The organism is Silanimonas sp., from assembly GCF_027530345.1.
In the GTDB taxonomy this organism is placed as follows: domain Bacteria; phylum Pseudomonadota; class Gammaproteobacteria; order Xanthomonadales; family Xanthomonadaceae; genus Silanimonas.
The window spans coordinates 261,255-276,974 of record NZ_JAPZQK010000018.1; the positions used below are offsets into that span (position 1 = coordinate 261,255).

20 protein-coding genes are annotated in these 15,720 nt (G+C 69.1%); 12 read left to right on the forward strand and 8 right to left on the reverse strand.

Annotated elements, in window-relative coordinates; translation table 11 throughout:
* Positions 1-12 precede the first annotated feature (12 nt).
* Entirely contained in the window at positions 13-654 is a 642-nt protein-coding gene (locus O9255_RS10355; protein ID WP_297866770.1) for a response regulator transcription factor, read from the reverse strand.
* Positions 651-1,814 carry a sensor histidine kinase gene (locus O9255_RS10360; protein WP_297866771.1) on the reverse strand — a complete coding sequence of 388 codons (1,164 nt, stop codon included), beginning with the start codon at positions 1,812-1,814 and terminating at the stop codon, positions 651-653. The genes O9255_RS10355 and O9255_RS10360 overlap by 4 nt, the downstream gene beginning before the upstream one ends.
* Positions 1,815-1,941: 127 nt before the next feature.
* On the opposite strand from O9255_RS10360, the gene O9255_RS10365 reads away from it, so the two are divergent.
* The 8 genes from O9255_RS10365 to O9255_RS10400 all read left to right on the forward strand — a co-directional run bounded on the left by O9255_RS10365 (position 1,942) and on the right by O9255_RS10400 (position 7,081).
* Complete coding sequence (locus O9255_RS10365) at positions 1,942-2,541, forward strand: GNAT family N-acetyltransferase (protein WP_297866772.1); 600 nt, start codon at positions 1,942-1,944, stop codon at positions 2,539-2,541.
* A gap of 3 nt (positions 2,542-2,544) precedes the next feature.
* Entirely contained in the window at positions 2,545-3,342 is a 798-nt protein-coding gene (minC, locus tag O9255_RS10370; protein WP_297866773.1) for a septum site-determining protein MinC, read from the forward strand.
* Positions 3,343-3,369: 27 nt separating this feature from the next.
* A complete protein-coding gene (minD, locus tag O9255_RS10375) occupies positions 3,370-4,179 on the forward strand; it encodes a septum site-determining protein MinD (RefSeq protein WP_297866774.1) in 810 nt (269 codons plus the stop codon).
* Position 4,180: 1 nt separating this feature from the next.
* Positions 4,181-4,438, forward strand: coding sequence for a cell division topological specificity factor MinE (gene minE / locus O9255_RS10380; RefSeq protein ID WP_297866775.1), 258 nt, complete (start codon positions 4,181-4,183; stop codon positions 4,436-4,438).
* Positions 4,439-4,487: 49 nt separating this feature from the next.
* Entirely contained in the window at positions 4,488-4,997 is a 510-nt protein-coding gene (locus tag O9255_RS10385; RefSeq protein ID WP_297866776.1) for a hypothetical protein, read from the forward strand.
* Positions 4,998-5,059: 62 nt separating this feature from the next.
* Entirely contained in the window at positions 5,060-5,449 is a 390-nt protein-coding gene (locus tag O9255_RS10390; RefSeq protein ID WP_297866777.1) for a hypothetical protein, read from the forward strand.
* The gene (locus O9255_RS10395) at positions 5,446-6,078 is read left to right on the forward strand and encodes a DUF3011 domain-containing protein (RefSeq protein WP_297866778.1); all 633 of its coding nucleotides are present in this window, start codon (positions 5,446-5,448) and stop codon (positions 6,076-6,078) included. Before O9255_RS10390 ends, O9255_RS10395 begins: the two co-directional genes overlap by 4 nt.
* 76 nt (positions 6,079-6,154) lie before the next feature.
* On the forward strand, positions 6,155-7,081 hold the full coding sequence (locus tag O9255_RS10400) for a DMT family transporter (RefSeq protein WP_297866779.1): 927 nt from the start codon (positions 6,155-6,157) through the stop codon (positions 7,079-7,081).
* Positions 7,082-7,118: 37 nt separating this feature from the next.
* Here the strand turns inward: O9255_RS10400 and O9255_RS10405 are convergent, their stop codons facing one another.
* Together O9255_RS10405 and O9255_RS10410 are read right to left on the reverse strand one after the other, a co-directional pair.
* Entirely contained in the window at positions 7,119-7,355 is a 237-nt protein-coding gene (locus O9255_RS10405) for a DUF465 domain-containing protein (RefSeq protein ID WP_297866780.1), read from the reverse strand.
* Between the two features lie 138 nt (positions 7,356-7,493).
* Complete coding sequence (locus O9255_RS10410; protein WP_297866781.1) at positions 7,494-8,711, reverse strand: multidrug effflux MFS transporter; 1,218 nt, start codon at positions 8,709-8,711, stop codon at positions 7,494-7,496.
* A gap of 58 nt (positions 8,712-8,769) precedes the next feature.
* On the opposite strand from O9255_RS10410, the gene O9255_RS10415 reads away from it, so the two are divergent.
* Complete coding sequence (locus tag O9255_RS10415) at positions 8,770-10,602, forward strand: ABC transporter ATP-binding protein/permease (protein ID WP_297866782.1); 1,833 nt, start codon at positions 8,770-8,772, stop codon at positions 10,600-10,602.
* Here O9255_RS10415 and O9255_RS10420 read toward each other — a convergent pair.
* On the reverse strand, positions 10,592-10,825 hold the full coding sequence (locus O9255_RS10420; RefSeq protein WP_297866783.1) for a hypothetical protein: 234 nt from the start codon (positions 10,823-10,825) through the stop codon (positions 10,592-10,594). The two genes, O9255_RS10415 and O9255_RS10420, sit on opposite strands and share 11 nt — an antisense overlap.
* Positions 10,826-10,915: 90 nt before the next feature.
* The gene (locus O9255_RS10425; RefSeq protein ID WP_297866784.1) at positions 10,916-12,247 is read right to left on the reverse strand and encodes an MFS transporter; all 1,332 of its coding nucleotides are present in this window, start codon (positions 12,245-12,247) and stop codon (positions 10,916-10,918) included.
* Positions 12,248-12,316: 69 nt separating this feature from the next.
* Here O9255_RS10425 and O9255_RS10430 point away from each other — a divergent pair, with 69 nt between their 5' ends.
* Positions 12,317-12,709, forward strand: coding sequence for an MAPEG family protein (locus O9255_RS10430; protein WP_297866785.1), 393 nt, complete (start codon positions 12,317-12,319; stop codon positions 12,707-12,709).
* 24 nt (positions 12,710-12,733) lie between these two features.
* On the opposite strand, the gene O9255_RS10435 is transcribed toward O9255_RS10430, so the two are convergent.
* Together O9255_RS10435 and O9255_RS10440 are read right to left on the reverse strand one after the other, a co-directional pair.
* A complete protein-coding gene (locus tag O9255_RS10435; protein ID WP_297866786.1) occupies positions 12,734-13,642 on the reverse strand; it encodes a sensor domain-containing protein in 909 nt (302 codons plus the stop codon).
* Entirely contained in the window at positions 13,639-14,004 is a 366-nt protein-coding gene (locus O9255_RS10440) for a PadR family transcriptional regulator (RefSeq protein ID WP_297866787.1), read from the reverse strand. The genes O9255_RS10435 and O9255_RS10440 overlap by 4 nt, the downstream gene beginning before the upstream one ends.
* 109 nt (positions 14,005-14,113) lie before the next feature.
* On the opposite strand from O9255_RS10440, the gene O9255_RS10445 reads away from it, so the two are divergent.
* Both O9255_RS10445 and O9255_RS10450 read left to right on the forward strand, forming a co-directional pair.
* On the forward strand, positions 14,114-14,719 hold the full coding sequence (locus tag O9255_RS10445; RefSeq protein ID WP_297866788.1) for a class I SAM-dependent methyltransferase: 606 nt from the start codon (positions 14,114-14,116) through the stop codon (positions 14,717-14,719).
* A complete protein-coding gene (locus O9255_RS10450) occupies positions 14,716-15,684 on the forward strand; it encodes a serine/threonine protein kinase (RefSeq protein WP_297866789.1) in 969 nt (322 codons plus the stop codon). Before O9255_RS10445 ends, O9255_RS10450 begins: the two co-directional genes overlap by 4 nt.
* Positions 15,685-15,720 lie beyond the last annotated feature (36 nt).

Sequence of the window (15,720 nt, forward strand, 5' to 3'; positions counted from 1 at the left end):
CGGCCGCCCCCGTCACACGAGCTTCAACTCGAAGGCCTTGAGCACCGCGCGGGTGCGGTCTCGGACGCCGAGCTTGGAGAGGATGTTGGACACGTGGTTCTTGATCGTGCCCTCGGCCACGCCCAAGGAATTGGCGATCTCCTTGTTGGAGAAGCCACCGGCCATCAGGCGGAGGATCTCGGTCTCGCGCTCGGTGAGCGGGTCGGGCTGCTCGAGGCTGTGGAAGTCGTTCTGCAGCCCCTCCAGCCCGGAGAGCAGGCGCGCCGTCACCGCCGGCTGCACCAATGACCCCCCCTCGGCCACCGTCTGGATGGCCGACACCAGTTGGTCAAGGGATACGTCTTTCAGGAGGTAGCCCTTGGCCCCGGCCTTGATGCCCGCCAGGACCAGCTGGTCGTCGTCGAACGTGGTCAGGATGATGGTGGGTGGCAGGGCGTTCTGCGCCGCCAGCGCGCGCAGCGCTTCGAGGCCGGACATCACCGGCATGCGCATGTCCATCAGCACGACGTCCGGCTTCACGACGGGGACCTGCTCGACGGCCTGCTTGCCATCGGCCGCTTCCGCGACCACGTCGATGGTATCGGCCAATTCCAGCAGGGAACGGACGCCCTGGCGCACCAGGGTCTGGTCGTCGACGAGCATCACTCGGATCATGCGGAAGCCTCGAGGGGAAGGTGGATGTCGATGCTGAAGCCTTGGCCCGGCGCGGTCGAGACCTCGACGCGGCCGCCGACGGTCTTCAGGCGCTCGCGCATGCCTGAAAGCCCGTTGCCGGGGGTGAAGGCGTCGCTGCCGACGCCGTCGTCTCGGGCGGCGAGGTGCAGTTCGCGCCCTTGCCGCGCCAGCTTGAGCCAAAGGCGCTGGGCCTGCGCGTGCCGTATGGCGTTGGTGATGATTTCCTGCGCGCAGCGCACGACGACCTGCGCGCACTCGGCGTCGTCGACCGGCAGCGGGGATTCGATGTCCAGCGTGACTTCGAGGGCCGGCACGCCTTCCACCAAGGTGCGCAATGCGGCCTCGAGGTCGATGCGCTCCTCGCCACGCATGGCGCTGACGGCCTCGCGCACGTCGGTGAGCAGCAGGCGCGCCAGCGTGTGCGCCTGCCGCACATGCTCCTGGGCCTTGCCGTCGGTCAGGTGGCCAGCGACCTCGAGGTTGAGGCTCAACGCGGTGAGGTGGTGCCCGAGAAGGTCGTGAAGTTCGCGGGAAATGCGCAGGCGCTCGCCGACGCGTGCGCTATCGGCCAGCAGCGAACGGGTGGCCCGCAGTTCGGCGTTGAGCCGTCGCTGCTCCTCGCGGGCCTCGGCCTGCTGCTTGGCGATCAGGCCAGCCACGTAGACGAAACCCGACATGCCCATGTAAAGCATCGACTGCAGGACGGCCTCGAGCGGGGTGAACTCGAAGGTGCGGACGAACACCGCCGTCAGCGGCAGGTGCTGCACCACCAGCCAGAGCACCCCCGGCCAGCCCGGCAACAACCAGGGCACCACGGCGGCCATGACCATCATCAGGATGGCGCCCAACGCGCTGTTCGTGAGCGCACTGACCGCGATGGCCGAAGCCGCCATGGCGAGCATCAGCACGATGGGCCAGACGCGCCCGCGCTGGTGGCCCAGCGACTGGGTGGAGAGCCAGAACGCGACGCCGAAGGCCACGTAGGCGCCGACCGGTCCGACGAAGGCCATGGCCGGCAGGGGGCTGGAGCTGGCGTCCATCACGAACAAAGCGTTCATGACCAGGCCACTGCCCACCATCGCCCAAGTGAACAGGCCGGCATAGCGAAGGAGCGTGGCGTGGGTCAGGCGCGGAAGCATCGAGGCATCCTAAACGCCCAGCCCCCCCCTTCCGCACCCCCGAAAGTCACCCCGCGGGGCGAAGGCGGCCGGGGGGCATGCGATACTGGCGGCTTCACCGAGACCCGGCCTGCCCCGGAGGAAAGGAATGCCGTTCCAGATCCGCGATGTGCGCGAACACGAGCTGGACCTCGTGGTGGCGCTCAACAACTCGGCGGGGCCTTCGATCCTGCCGATGGACGCGGAAAAGGCCCGCTTCTTCTGGGAACACGCCGACTACTTCCGCGTGATCGAGCAGGACGACGCCATCACCGGCTTCCTCGTCGGGTTCAGCGACCTGGCCCCGCATGACAGCCCGAACTTCCGCTGGTTCCGGGAACGGCACCGCAATTTCCTCTACATCGACCGCATCGTCATCGCCGCCGCCCGCCGCGGTGGTGGCCGCGGCCGTGCCTTCTACGCCGACGCGATGAGCTTCGCCGAGCCGCGCTGGGCCCACCTCTGTTGCGAGGTGTTCCTCGGCGTGAGCTATGACCCGGCCCTGCTCTTCCACGGCGCCTTCGGCTTCCGCGAGGTCGGCCAGCAGACGATGGAAGGCACGGGCCTCCGCGCCTGCATGCTGATGAAGGACCTCGGCAGCCACGCGTGGATCGCCGAAACCTACGGCGGCACGCTTCCCGACGAACCCTGGCTGGCCCCACGCCGCGGCCCGGCGCACCCCGCCATCGCCCGCAACACCGGAACCTGACGCATGGCGACACCGCACCCCGCCGACCTCCCCAACTACGAACAGGCTGGCGAACTGAAGTTCGGCCAGGTCGGCATCGCCAACCTGCGCATCCGCACCCTCGATGTCGCGCAGCTCGCGGCGGAAATGCGCGAGCGTGTCGAACGCGCTCCGAAGCTCTTCGCCCGCGCCGCGGTGATCCTCGATTTCGGCGGCCTGATGCAGTTGCCCGACGACGCCACCGCCAAGGCGCTGGTCGCCGCGCTCGAGGGCGCCGGGGTGCATGCGGTCGCACTGGCCTACGGCACGCCCGAGAACGACGCACTCGCCGAGCGCCTCGGCCTGCCGGTGCTGGCCAAGTTCCGCTCCCAGTACGAGCGCGCGGGAGAAACGCCTGCCCCGGAACCCCGCGCGGCCGAACGCCCCGCCGCCTCGCCGCCGGCTCGCGAAGTCGCAGCGCCACCGGCACCGGCACCGGTGGCGGAGGCCGAGCCCGGCCTCGTCCACGCCCTGCCCGTCCGCTCCGGCCAGCAGGTCTTCGCCGCACACCGCGACCTCACCGTGCTCGCGCCGATCGGTGCCGGCGCGGAAGTGGTGGCCGACGGCTCCATCCACGTCTACGGCGCGCTACGCGGCCGCGCGCTGGCCGGCGCCTCGGGCTTCACCGGCGCCCGCATCTTCTGCCGCGAGTTCCACGCCGAGCTCGTGGCCATCGCCGGGCAGTACAAAGTGCTCGACGACGTGCCCAAGGCCCTGCACGGCAAGGCCGTGCAGATCTGGCTCGACAACAACGACATCCTGCAAATCCAGCCGCTGGCCTGACGGCCACACAAAGACGGAGAAACGACCTTGGCGGAAATCCTCGTAGTCACCTCGGGCAAGGGCGGCGTCGGCAAGACGACCACCTCGGCCAGCATCGCGATGGGCCTCGCCCGAGCCGGCAAGAAGACCGCGGTCATCGACTTCGACGTCGGCCTGCGCAACCTCGACCTGATCATGGGCTGCGAGCGTCGCGTGGTGTACGACTTCGTCAACGTCGTGCACGGCGAGGCCTCGCTGAAGCAGGCGCTGATCAAGGACAAGCGCTTCGACAACCTCTACGTGCTCGCCGCCTCGCAGACCCGAGACAAGGATGCGCTGACGAAGGAAGGCGTCGAGAAGGTGCTGAAGGACCTCGCCGACGACGGTTTCGACTTCATCGTCTGTGATTCCCCGGCCGGCATCGAGAAAGGCGCGTTTCTGGCCATGTATTTCGCCGACCGCGCGCTCGTCGTCGTGAACCCGGAAGTGTCCTCGGTGCGCGACTCCGACCGCATCCTCGGCCTGCTGCAGAGCAAGACGAAGAAGGCCGAGGCCGGCGAGCGCATCCAGGAGCACCTGCTGCTGACCCGCTACAACCCGGAACGCGTCGAGAAGGGCGAGATGCTTTCGATCGGCGACGTCGAGGAGATCCTCGGCCTCAAGGTGATCGGCGTCATCCCGGAATCGCCGGACGTGCTGCAGGCCTCGAACTCCGGCAACCCGGTCATCCTCGACGAGCAAAGCAACGCCGGCATCGCCTATACCGACGCCATCGCCCGCCTGCTCGGCGAGGAGCGCCCGATGCGTTTCACCACGGCCGAGAAGAAAGGCTTCTTCGCCAAGATCTTCGGGGGCTGACATGGGCCTGTTCGATTTCCTGACGGGCAAGAAGCCCGCAACCGCCAACCTCGCGAAGGAGCGCCTGCGCATCATCGTCGCGCAGGAGCGCAGCACCCGCGGCGGCCCCGACTACCTGCCCCTGCTGCAGCGCGAGCTGCTCGAGGTGATCCGCAAGTACGTCAACGTCGACGTCGACGCGGTGAAGGTCGATCTGGTGAAGGACGGCGAGCACGACGTGCTCGACATCTCCGTCTCGCTGCCGGAAAAGAACGGCTGAGGAGGTCCCCGCGGCCCAGCCGCGGGGTGGCGCGATGTCGGAAGCTACGATGCGACAGGCGACGAGCGTGCTCACCCTCGCCGACATCGGCTGGGTGGGCCCCGCCGCCCTGCTCGCCCGCTTCGGCCTTGAACTGGTCGAGGTCGAGCCGGGCGAGCCCATCCCCGGCAGCTACTGGGGTGACGCCGAGGCCGGGATCATCGGTTCCCGCGTGCATGCGCGCGACGACACACCGGTGCATTCCCTGCTGCATGAGGCCGGGCACCTGATGGTGATGCCGCCCGAGCGCCGCGCCGCCGTGCACACCGATGCCGGTGACACCCAGCGCGACGAAGACGCCGTGTGCTACCTGCAGTTGTTGCTGGCCGACGCCCTGCCAGGCTTCGGCCGGGAGCGCGCCTTCGCCGACATGGACGCCTGGGGCTACACCTTCCGCCTGGGTTCGGCGAAGGCCTGGTTCGAGGGCGATGCCGAGGATGCCGCCGCGCACCTGGCGTCGCTCCCGCACCTCCACGGCCTGCTGCCCACCGTGATGGCAGCGGACACGAGAGCGGCGTAGGGTTGGCGCCGGACGCCGAGGGACCTCGTCCCCCCGACGAGGCGGCGTCCGGGGAGTCTCCAATGAAATTCTGGATCGGAGGGGCCGCGATCGCGCTGGCCCAAGTCGTCGTCGCGGCCGATGCGCCGCCGGCGATCGGCAGCATCGAGCCCGCAACCTTGGTGCAGCAGCTCGACCGCAACACCAATGGTTGCCTCGACCTCGAGGAGGGGCGGAACTACACCAGCCGTCGCTTCCACCTGCTCGATAGCAACGGCGACAACGTGCTCGATGCCAACGAAGCCCCGCCGTTGCCGGGCGAACCGAGCGCGGCGCGGCCGATCGGCATCGACGCCTGGCAGGACGCCTATACGGCGCGCTTCACCTCGTTCGACGCGGACAACAGCGGCTGCCTGAGCGCCGAGGAAATCACCCAAGGCCGCGCGGCCGCCGCCGCGGGAGGTGCCCGATGAATCGCATGTTCCCCGCCCTCCTTCTCGCCGCTGCGGCGCTGTTCGGATCGACGTCGGCCGAGGCCAGCACGACGATCCGCTGCGAATCCACCGACGGGCGCTGGAAAGCCTGCAGCGTGGACACCTACGGCGGTGTCACGCTGGCCCGCCAGCTGAGCCGCGCCGGCTGCTGGCAAGGCGACACCTGGGGCTACGACCGCAACCGTATCTGGGTGACGAACGGCTGTCGGGCCGAGTTCCGCGTTGGCGGAAGCCGTCCTTCCTCATCCTCCGGCAACAACAATGGGGCCCTCGCCGGTGCGCTGATCATGGGGGCCATCGCGGGCGCCGTGATCGCCAACCACAACGACCATGACCGCGACGATGATCGGCGACCGGACTGCGGCCCGCGCGGCTGCGGCGATGGCTGGGGTGGCGGCGGCTGGAGCGGCGGGGCGGAGCGCCACTTCACCTGCGAATCGCAGGGCGGGCGGATGACCTGGTGCCGCCAGACGGTCAGCCGCCGCGAGCACATCGAGCTGACGCGCCAGCTCAGCCGAGGTGACTGCCAGTACGGGCGCACTTGGGGCGTCGATCGCGGCGAAGTCTGGGTGGACCAGGGCTGCCGGGCAGAGTTCGTCATCTACTGACGAGACAGCGGCGCGCGACGCTGGTCGCGCGCCGCTCCGGCGGGCCATCATCGGGGTCCTCGATGCGGACGCCACCATGGCCCTTCATGAATCCTCCGGGCGCTGGCGCCTCGGGCTGCTGCTGGCCCTCGTCACCGCCGGCTGCTGGGCGACGTTACCCGTCGCCCTCAAGCTCACGCTCGAACAGGTCGATGCGATCACCCTGACGTGGTTCCGCTTCCTCGTGGCGGCCGGCGTCATGGGCGCGTGGCTGGCGGCGCGCCGAGGATTCCCGGCGTTCCGCACGCTCTCGGGCAAGCACTGGGCGATGCTGCTGCTCGCCGGGCTGATGCTTCTTGGGAACTACGTCTTCTACCTGCTGGGCGTTCAGTACACGACGCCGGCGAACGCGCAGCTGATCATCCAGTTGGCGCCACTGCTGATGGCGCTCGGCGGCATCGTCGTCTTCAAGGAGCGCTTCGCCGCCGCGCAGTGGCTCGGGCTCGCGGTGATCGTCGTTGGCCTCGGCCTGTTCTTCGGCGAGCAGAACGCCAGCCATGGCGGCGACTATGCCTTGGGCGCGAGCCTCGTCGTGCTCGCGGCGGTGGTCTGGGCGGTGTACGCCCTGCTGCAGAAGCAGCTGCTGGTCCAGCTCTCTTCGCCGGCCATCCTCGGCGCCATCTACGCGCTGGCCGCGCTGCTGCTGTGGCCGTTCGCCGCACCTTCGGTGCTGCTGGAGCTCGACGCCTTGCACGCTTTGCTGCTCGGGTACTGCGCGCTCAACACGCTGGTCGCCTACGGCGCCTTCGCCGAAGCGCTGGCGCACTGGGAGGCCTCGCGGGTGTCGGCAATCCTCGCCACGACGCCGATCCTCTGCGTTGGCGCCGTGGCGGGTGTGCACGCTTTCTGGCCGACACTCATCGAGGCCGAACAGCTCGGCGCGATGGGCTGGGCCGGCGCCCTGCTGGTGCTGGCCGGCTCGGCGGCCGCGAGCCTGCTCGCGGCGCGCAAAGCGCGGGGCTGAACCGCCCTCGCTCCGACGGCGAAGGCGAACGCGCCGCTCAGGCCTCGAGCATCGTCGCGATCTGGTCCTTCAGCGCGAGTCGCTGGCGACGCAGCATCGACTCGTGCTCCTCGGTGACGACCTCCGCCCGGGACTCGGCGCGATGGATGGCGCGATTCACCTCGTGGTACTCGTCGCAAAGACGGGCGAAATGGGCATTCGTACCCTTGAGGTCGTGCATGCGGACGACGTGGGCGGGGAATTCGACCGCGAGCTCGTGCGGGGTATGGGACATGGGCAGCTCCTGCATTGGGGTTCGGAGCGATGTTCCTCCCATGGCTCGCCGTGACGATTGACGGACGTCAATCCCGCGTCGGGTAGCTCGTGGCTTTTGAGGTTCCGTGCATTGGCCGGCGGTTGGCCGCAGGGCTGATCAGGCGAGGGCGACTGCGCGCCGCATCAGGTGCGCGTCCCCCCACCACCACAGGCCGAAGGCCACCACCGACAGCACCGCCGCCGCGAGCGCGAGCAACAGCGGACTGGCCGAGAGCATCGGCGAAAGCAGGCCCGCCACGCCGGCCTGGAACATCAGCGAGAGGAAGGCCTGCATCGAGGAGGCACTCCCGCGCTGCGTCGGGTAGAGGTCGAGCAGCTGCAGCATCAGCTGCGGGAACACCAGCGCGACGCCGAAGCTCAGCAGCATCAGCGGAAGGATCGCCCACGGATAGACGTAGCCGGGCGCGAAGGCCGCATAGGCGAGGTTCGCCAGCGCCGCGACCAGACAACAGGCGAAACCGGCGCGCACCATGGAACGTGCCGTGAATCGACCCGCGGCGCGCCCGGTCGCCCAAGCGCCCGCCAGCATGCCGCTGATCACCGGGACGAAGAACCAGCCGAAGTCCGCCTCGCCCATGCCGAGGTGGGTCATCACCACCACGGGCGCCGAGGCGATGTAGAGGAACAACGCCGCGAAATTCATCGTCGTCACCGCCACCAGCCAGACGAAGCGGCGGTGACGGAGCATGGCGACGTAGTTCCCCATCAACACGCCCGCGTCCAGCGGCAGGCGGCGCTCCGGCGGGTGCGTCTCCGGCAACAGGCGCCACACCAGCGCCCCCAGCACCAGGCTCAGGGCGGCGAGGAACCAGAAGATCGCGTGCCAGTCGCCGAAACCGAGGATCCAGCCGCCGACGATCGGCGCGATGGCCGGCGCAATGCTGAAGATCATCGAGACCTGGCTCATCAACCGCTGCGCGTCCTCGCCGTCGAAGACGTCGCGGATCACGGCGCGGCCGACGATCATGCCGACGCCCGCGCAGAGGCCCTGGATGAAGCGGAACAACAGCAGGGTCGTGAGGTCGGTGCTCAGCGCACAGCCCACCGACGCCAGGCCGAACAGTGCGATGCCCCAGAGGATTACCGGACGCCGCCCCACGGCATCCGAAATGGCGCCATGGAACAACGACATGAGGCCGTAGCCCAGCAGGTAGCTGCTGATCGTCTGCTGCACGGCCACCGGCGTGCTGTCCAGGTCCTCCGCCATCGCCCCGAAGGCCGGGAACACCGTGTCGATCGAGAAGGGGCCGAACATGGCCAGGGCCCCGAGCACGAAGGCGAGGCGTGCGCGGGACGCGGTGGCGGTCGAAGTCATCGGTCAATTCTACGGCGCTTCGTCGCCACGACGCCCCGGTGCACGCGACAATGCCCGGATGAGCGCCCCCACATCCGACAACGCCCCATCGATCGAAGGCCACGCACCGGTCGATGCCCCGCGCCGCGGCGACGGCACCGTGCGGCAGGTGCTGTCCGACCTGCTGCCCTTCCTCAAGCCCTACTGGCGCCGCATCACGGCCGCCCTGCTCTGCCTGATCGCGGCGAAGGTCACGCTGCTCGGCATCCCGATGCTGATGAAGCGCATCGTCGATGGCCTCGATGTCCCGGCGACACTTATCGCCCTGCCCGTCGGCCTGCTGCTCGCCTACGGCGGCGCCCGTCTCGCCTCGACGCTGTTCACCGAACTGCGGCAGATCGTCTTCGCCCGGGTGATGGCGCGCAGCGCGCGCACCGTGCAGCTGAAGGTGTTCCGGCACCTGCACGCGCTGAGCCTCCGCTTCCACCTCGAACGCAAGACCGGCGGCGTCGCCCGCGACGTCGAGCGCGGCGGCACGGCGATCTCCGACCTGCTCGACTGGACGCTCTACACCATCCTGCCGACGATCATCGAGGTCGTCCTGGTCACGGCCGTGCTGGTCTACCTGTACGACTGGGGTTTCGCCGTCATCACCTTGGCGACGCTGGTCGTCTATTCCGCCTGGACCTTCCGCGTCACGGAATGGCGCACGCGCTACTACCGCGCGGCGATCGATGCCGAGTCGGCGAGCAGCACGCGTGCGGTCGACGCCCTGATCAACTACGAGACCGTCAAGTACTTCAACAACGAGGAGCACGAAGCCCGGCGCTACGACGGCAGCCTGCAGCGCGTCGAGGAAGCCACCGTCCAGAGCCTGAAGACGCTGGGCGTGCTCAACCTTGGCCAAGCGGCGATCGTCTCGATCGGCGTCACCGCGCTGATGTGGCGTGCGGCGTCTGGCGTGGTGGCCGGCGAGCTCACCATCGGCGACCTCGTGCTGGTGAATGCCTACCTGCTGCAACTGTCGGCACCGCTGAACTACCTCGGGATGATGTACCGCGAGGTGAAGCAAGCGCTGACGAACATCGAGAAACTCTTCGGCCTGCTCGAAGAGAACCTCGACGTGCAGGACCGCCCGGAGGCGAAGCCGCTGGTGACCACGCAACCCCGCGTGCGCTTCCGCGACGTGCGCTTCGGCTACGACCCGCGGCGGACCATCCTGGACGGCGTGGATTTCGAGATCGCCCCGGGCCAGACGGTCGCCGTGGTCGGCCATTCGGGCAGCGGCAAATCGACGCTGGCCCGCCTGCTGTACCGCTTCTATGACGTGCAGGAAGGCCGCATCGAGATCGACGGCCACGACCTACGCGAGCTCACGCAGGGCTCGGTGCGCGGCAGCATCGGCATCGTTCCGCAGGACACCGTGCTGTTCAACGACAGCATCGGCTACAACATCCGCTACGGGCGCCCGGAGGCGAGCGACGGGGAAGTGGAAGCGGCCGCGCAGGCCGCGCACATCGATGCCTTCATCAAGTCACTGCCCGACGGCTACGACAGCGAGGTGGGCGAGCGCGGGCTCAAGCTCAGCGGCGGCGAAAAGCAGCGCGTCGCCATCGCACGAGCGCTGTTGAAGAACCCGGCCATCCTGATCTTCGACGAAGCCACGTCCGCGCTGGATTCACGGTCGGAACGCGCGATCCAGTCGGAGCTCGACCGCATCGCCGTGGGGCGCACCACGCTGGTGATCGCCCACCGCCTGTCGACGATCATGGACGCCGACCAGATCCTGGTGATGGATGGCGGACGGATCATCGAGCGCGGCACCCATGCCGAACTGCTGGCGTCGAAGGGCCGCTACGCGGCGATGTGGGCCCTGCAGCAGCAGGGTGAGGCCAGCGCGCTCAGCGAATGAGTGCGTAGGCGCCCCAACCCACTAGTGCCAACGCCGACCAGCCCAACACGCCGAGCGCCACGTGCAGCGCGAGGAATCCGAGCTGACGGCGCGAGAGGTGGCGGATCAGGCGTGCCCGCCGCAGTTCGCGTGCGCTGGGCAGCGCGGGCAGGCGGACGTTTTCGCGGTCGTCCATGGCGGTCGATGTGAGGGAAAGCGCGCTACCACGGAGCGTGATCTGCATGGCCTACCCTCTTTCGCGAATGGACGGAATCGAATGTAGCGCGTTTGACGGGAATTGACAGCCCCGGACGCAATCGATGTCACCCAGCTTTCACCGGGGGGCGGCCGGCCCGGTCCCGAGGGCTTCGCGCCGCCCCTGGGCCACGTCGACCCGATACAGCAGGACCAGCCCGACGAGGAAGAAGCCGGAGGTGGCCAGCATGGCCAGGGCGTGACGCCCTCCAGCCGCCCAGCTGATGGCGCCATAGGCCAGCGGGCCGAGCACCATCGACGCCTTCACAGCGAGGCCCCAGAGGCCGAACACCTCGGCTTCGCGTCGCGGCGGGCAGAGGTAGCCCACGAGGGCGCGGCCGGCCGATTGGCTGGCGCCCATGCAGACGCCGGCGAGGTTCGCAGCCAGCCAGACCACCGGGCGGGCTTCCGAAAGCGCGAGGAGGCCGATGGCCACCAGCCAGCCGACCAATGACAGCGCAAGGGCGTTGCGGTGTCCGATACGGTCCTGCAGCTGGCCGAACGCCATCGCCCCCAAGGCGGCGGTGATGTTCACCGCCAGGATCAGCGTGATGCTTTCCGCGGTGCTGAAGCCGAGGGCCTGCTGGGCGTAGATGGCGGCGACGGCGATCACGGTGCCCACGCCGGCCTGGTACGCAACGATGCAGGCGAGGAATCGGCCCAGCTGCGGCAGGTCGCTCGCGCCTCCGAGGATGCCGCGCCAGCGCTGCAGCGATTCGCGCCACAACGTGGCGAAGGCCCGCGGTGCCGCCATGATGCGTTCACGCAACAACAGGAAGGTTGGCAGCGCCGCGAGGAATACCGTGGCCCCGGTGAGCAGCATCGTGTCGCGCACCGCCGTGCCGGTGTCGCTGCCCCGCCCTTCGGCGCCTTGCACCCACCACAGGCAGGCCGCCAGCAGCAGCACGGCGCCGAAGTAACCGAAGGCCCAGCCGTAGCCGGACAAGCGGCCCATGCCCTCGTCGTCGGCCAGCTCCGGCAGGAAGGCCGCGATCAGGTTCTCGCCGGTGCCGAACGCGGTGTTGGTGATGACGATGAGCACCAAAGCGAGCGCGACATCGCCCGGCCCGCAGAGCCAAAGCGCCGCCGTCCCCAGGCTGCACACCGCGGTCGTGGCCAGCAGCAGTTTTTTCTTGCAGGCGTGCGCATCGGCATACAGCCCCAACAGCGGCGCCATCGCCATCACCAGCACGTACGACACGGAGAGCGCGGCCGTCCACGCGAACGTCGCCCAGCCGGCATCGCCCGCCACCACACCGACGAAGTAGGCGCTGAAGACGGCCGTGATGACGACCGTCGTGTAGCCGGAATTGGCGAAGTCGAATCCCGCCCACGCCCACAGTTCGCGGCGCTGCACGGGCGCGATGCCGGGATCGGCGTACGGACGTCGGAGCGGGCGTAGTGCAGCCATCGGGATTCACTCGAAAGGGGCGCGACACTCTAGCTCGCGTAGGCTGTGGCGTCCCTACCGGAGCCCGCCATGTCGCCTTGGATCGCCCTCGTTTCGCTGCTCACCGTGCTGCTGATGAGCGCTTGCACGTTCGCCGTCGGCGCGGCACGGGGCCGCTACGGCGTGAAGGCGCCGGCCACGACCGGCCACCCCGATTTCGAACGCGTGTTCCGCGTGCAGATGAACACGTTGGAGGCCAGCGTGATGTTCCTGCCGGCGCTGTGGCTGGCCGGCGCTTACGGCGATCCGGCCTGGGCGGCCGGCTTCGGTGCGCTCTGGCTGGTCGGTCGAGTGCTTTACGCCGTGATGTATGCCCGCGATGCCCAGAAGCGTGGCGCCGGCTTCGCCATCGGCCTCCTCGCCCTCAGCGCCCTGCTGGTGCAGGGCGGCTGGGGCATCGCGAAGGCGTTGCTGGCGGCCTGAGCTCCGGGTGTCGCGGGGCGCGGTTCACTCGCCCCACTTCACCAGCAGGTGCTTGGCGATGGCGCCATGCACATGGGCCACGCCGCGCGCGAGGTGCAGGGTGACGAAGAGCAGCAGGATGCCGAAGGCTGACGAGACAGCCGACACAACGATCCCCATCGCCCCGCTCCAGAGGGTGAATTCCCCGCTCATGGGTCCGAACACGATATGGCCGCCGCTGAAGACCGTCAGCAGCGGGACGGCTGCGAGCGTGACCCCGACCGCGAGCAGCGAGGCCGCCACCGTGAAGTAGATGATGCCTAGCGGCAACATCAGCACCTGGTAGATCAGCGTGCCCCAGGTACGCGGGTCGGTGAACAGCTGGCCGATGCGCTCGAGGATGCCGTTCGAGGGCGCCGGGTAGGCCGGGCGACGCGGCATGCGCTCACCCAGCATCACCTCGACGATGCGGCCTTCCACCAGGGAGAGCACGCGGACCGTCGCCATGAACAGGATGAAGAACGCCACGCCGATGATGGTCAGCGAGAGGCCCAGCGACAGCGCCAGTCCCGCGGACGCCCAGGTGAAGTAGAAGACGCCGGTGAGCACCGACAGCAGCATGTAGAGCAGGGCCGCGTAGGCGCGGGGGTCGGAGACCACGCCGAAGAAGCGGCCCAGTGAGGACTCACGCGGCTTCGGCGGCGGCGGACGCAGCGCGCGGCTCACGGTGACTTCGGTGTCGCGGTAGATGTCCGCGACTTCGGCAGGCCGGCCGTAGGTGGAGGCGATGCGCGCGATGAGCGCTTCCTCGCCTTCGCGCGGGTGCGCCGCGAGTTCGGAACGGAGGTACTCCTCGGCGTCGTAGAGCGCGTCCTGCAGCAGCGCCGGGTCGGCGGCGGACAGTTCACTTCGCAGCTGGTCGAGGTACTGGTTGATCGTGGTCGGCAGGCTCATTGCTCTTCCCCTTCAAGAACGCGGTCCACCATCTGGCGGGTGCTGCGCCAACTCGCCACCCACTGGTCGAGCACCAGGCGGCCGTTGGCGGTGATGCGGTAGTACCGGCGCGGCGGGCCGGCATCGGACGGTTCGATCCAGCTGTCCAGCAGGCCGGCGGCGGCGAGGTTGCGGAGCACCGGGTACAGCGTGCTCTGCTTGCCCGCCAAGGCAGCCTCGTCGGCCTGCTCGAAGCGCTTGGCGATCTGGTAGCCGTACATCGGCTCGCCGTCGCGGCCGAGGATGGCCAGCAGCACGAGGGCCACCGTGCCGGTGGCGAGCTCCTTGTCGAACTTGCGGCGTTGGGCGTCGAGGTCGGTCATGGCCCCTCCTCAGTACTGTTGAGGCCACACTAGTGCCAACTCCGCTCTAGTGGATGTGCCGGTAGTCACCCTGCCCTACACTGCCGGCCCGCCGCGCAGGGAGCGCCCCTTGAAGACTTACGACCGCGCCTATTTCGACCGCTGGTATCGCCAGTCCGATGGCAGCAAGGCCTCGCGCTCGCAGCTCGAGCGCACCGTCGCGCTGGCCGTGGCTTCGGCGGAGGTTTTCCTCGGACGGCGCGTGCGCACGGTGCTCGACGTGGGCTGCGGCGAAGGCCATTGGCGTGCGCCGCTGCTGGCGATGCGCCCGGGGCTGCACTACCTCGGCCTCGACGGCAGCGAATACGCGGTGCGGCGCTTCGGTCGCACGCGCAACCTGCATTGGGCACGCTTCGGTGACCTCGCCGCGCTGCGTCCGTGCCCGCCCGTCGATTTGCTGGTCTGCGCCGACGTGCTGCACTACGTTCCCGAGGCCGAAATGAAGGCGGGCTTGCCCGGCCTCGCCGAGCTCTGCGGCGGCGTGGCCTTCATCGAGACCTACACCGCCGATGACACCGCCGGCGACGATGTGCAGGGCGACTTTGAGGGCTTCATCGCCCGCCCGGCCAAGGCCTACCGCCGTGCGCTGCAACGCGTGGGATTCACCTTCCTCGGCCAGCACTGCTGGCTGTCGCCGGCGTTGAGCGGCCAAGCCACGGCACTGGAGCGCGCGTGACCGGCCCGGCCGACTTCCGGACGCTGACGCCGGAAGCGGTGATCGACGCCGTCGAATCGCTGGGCCTGCAGGCCGATGGCCGGGTGCTCGCGCTGAACAGCTACGAGAACCGCGTGCTGCGCGTCGGCCTCGAGGATTCGGCGCCGGTGGTCGCGAAGTTCTACCGGCCCGCGCGCTGGAGCGACGCGCAGATCCGCGAGGAGCATGCCTTCGTGCGCGAGTTGCACGACGAGGGCCTGTCGGTGGTGCCACCGCTGGCCTTTGCCGGCGAGACGCTGCACGCCCACAGCACGCTGCGCTTCGCGCTCTTCCCGTTGCAGGGCGGCCACGCACCGGAGATGGACCGGCCCGAGGTGCGTCTGGCTTTGGGCGAAACGCTCGGCCGCCTGCACGCCGTCGGGGCGCGCACGCCCTTCCGCCACCGCGAGGCGCTCGCCATCGACACCCTCGGCTGGGCGTCGCTCGACACCCTGCTCGATGGCTCGTGGATCGAACCCGCGCTGCACGACAGCTTCGAGGACGTGGGCAGCGCCCTGCTCGAAGCGGTCGAGGAGCGCTTCGCCGAATCCGAGGGCGCCGTCCAGCGGCGCCTGCATGGCGACCTGCACCCGGGCAACGTGCTCTGGCGCGACGACCGCCCGCACCTCGTGGATTTCGACGACGCCCGCACCGGGCCCGCGGTGCAGGACCTGTGGATGCTGCTCGATGCCGAGCCGCGCCGACGCGAAACCCAGCTCACCGACCTGATGGTGGGCTACGAGCGCTTCTGCGAGTTCGATCGCGGCGAGCTGGCGCTGGTCGAGGCACTGCGCGCGCTGCGCATCGTGCATTTCCACGCCTGGATCGCAAGGCGCTGGGAGGACCCGGCCTTTCCCCTCGCCTTCCCGCAGTTCGCCGACCGCACGCACTGGGAGCGCGTGCTCGCCGAATGGCGCGAGCAGCTGTCGGTGCTTCGCGAGGCTTGAAGCCGGCGGCGGAGTGCGGCCCAATCCGGTCATCCC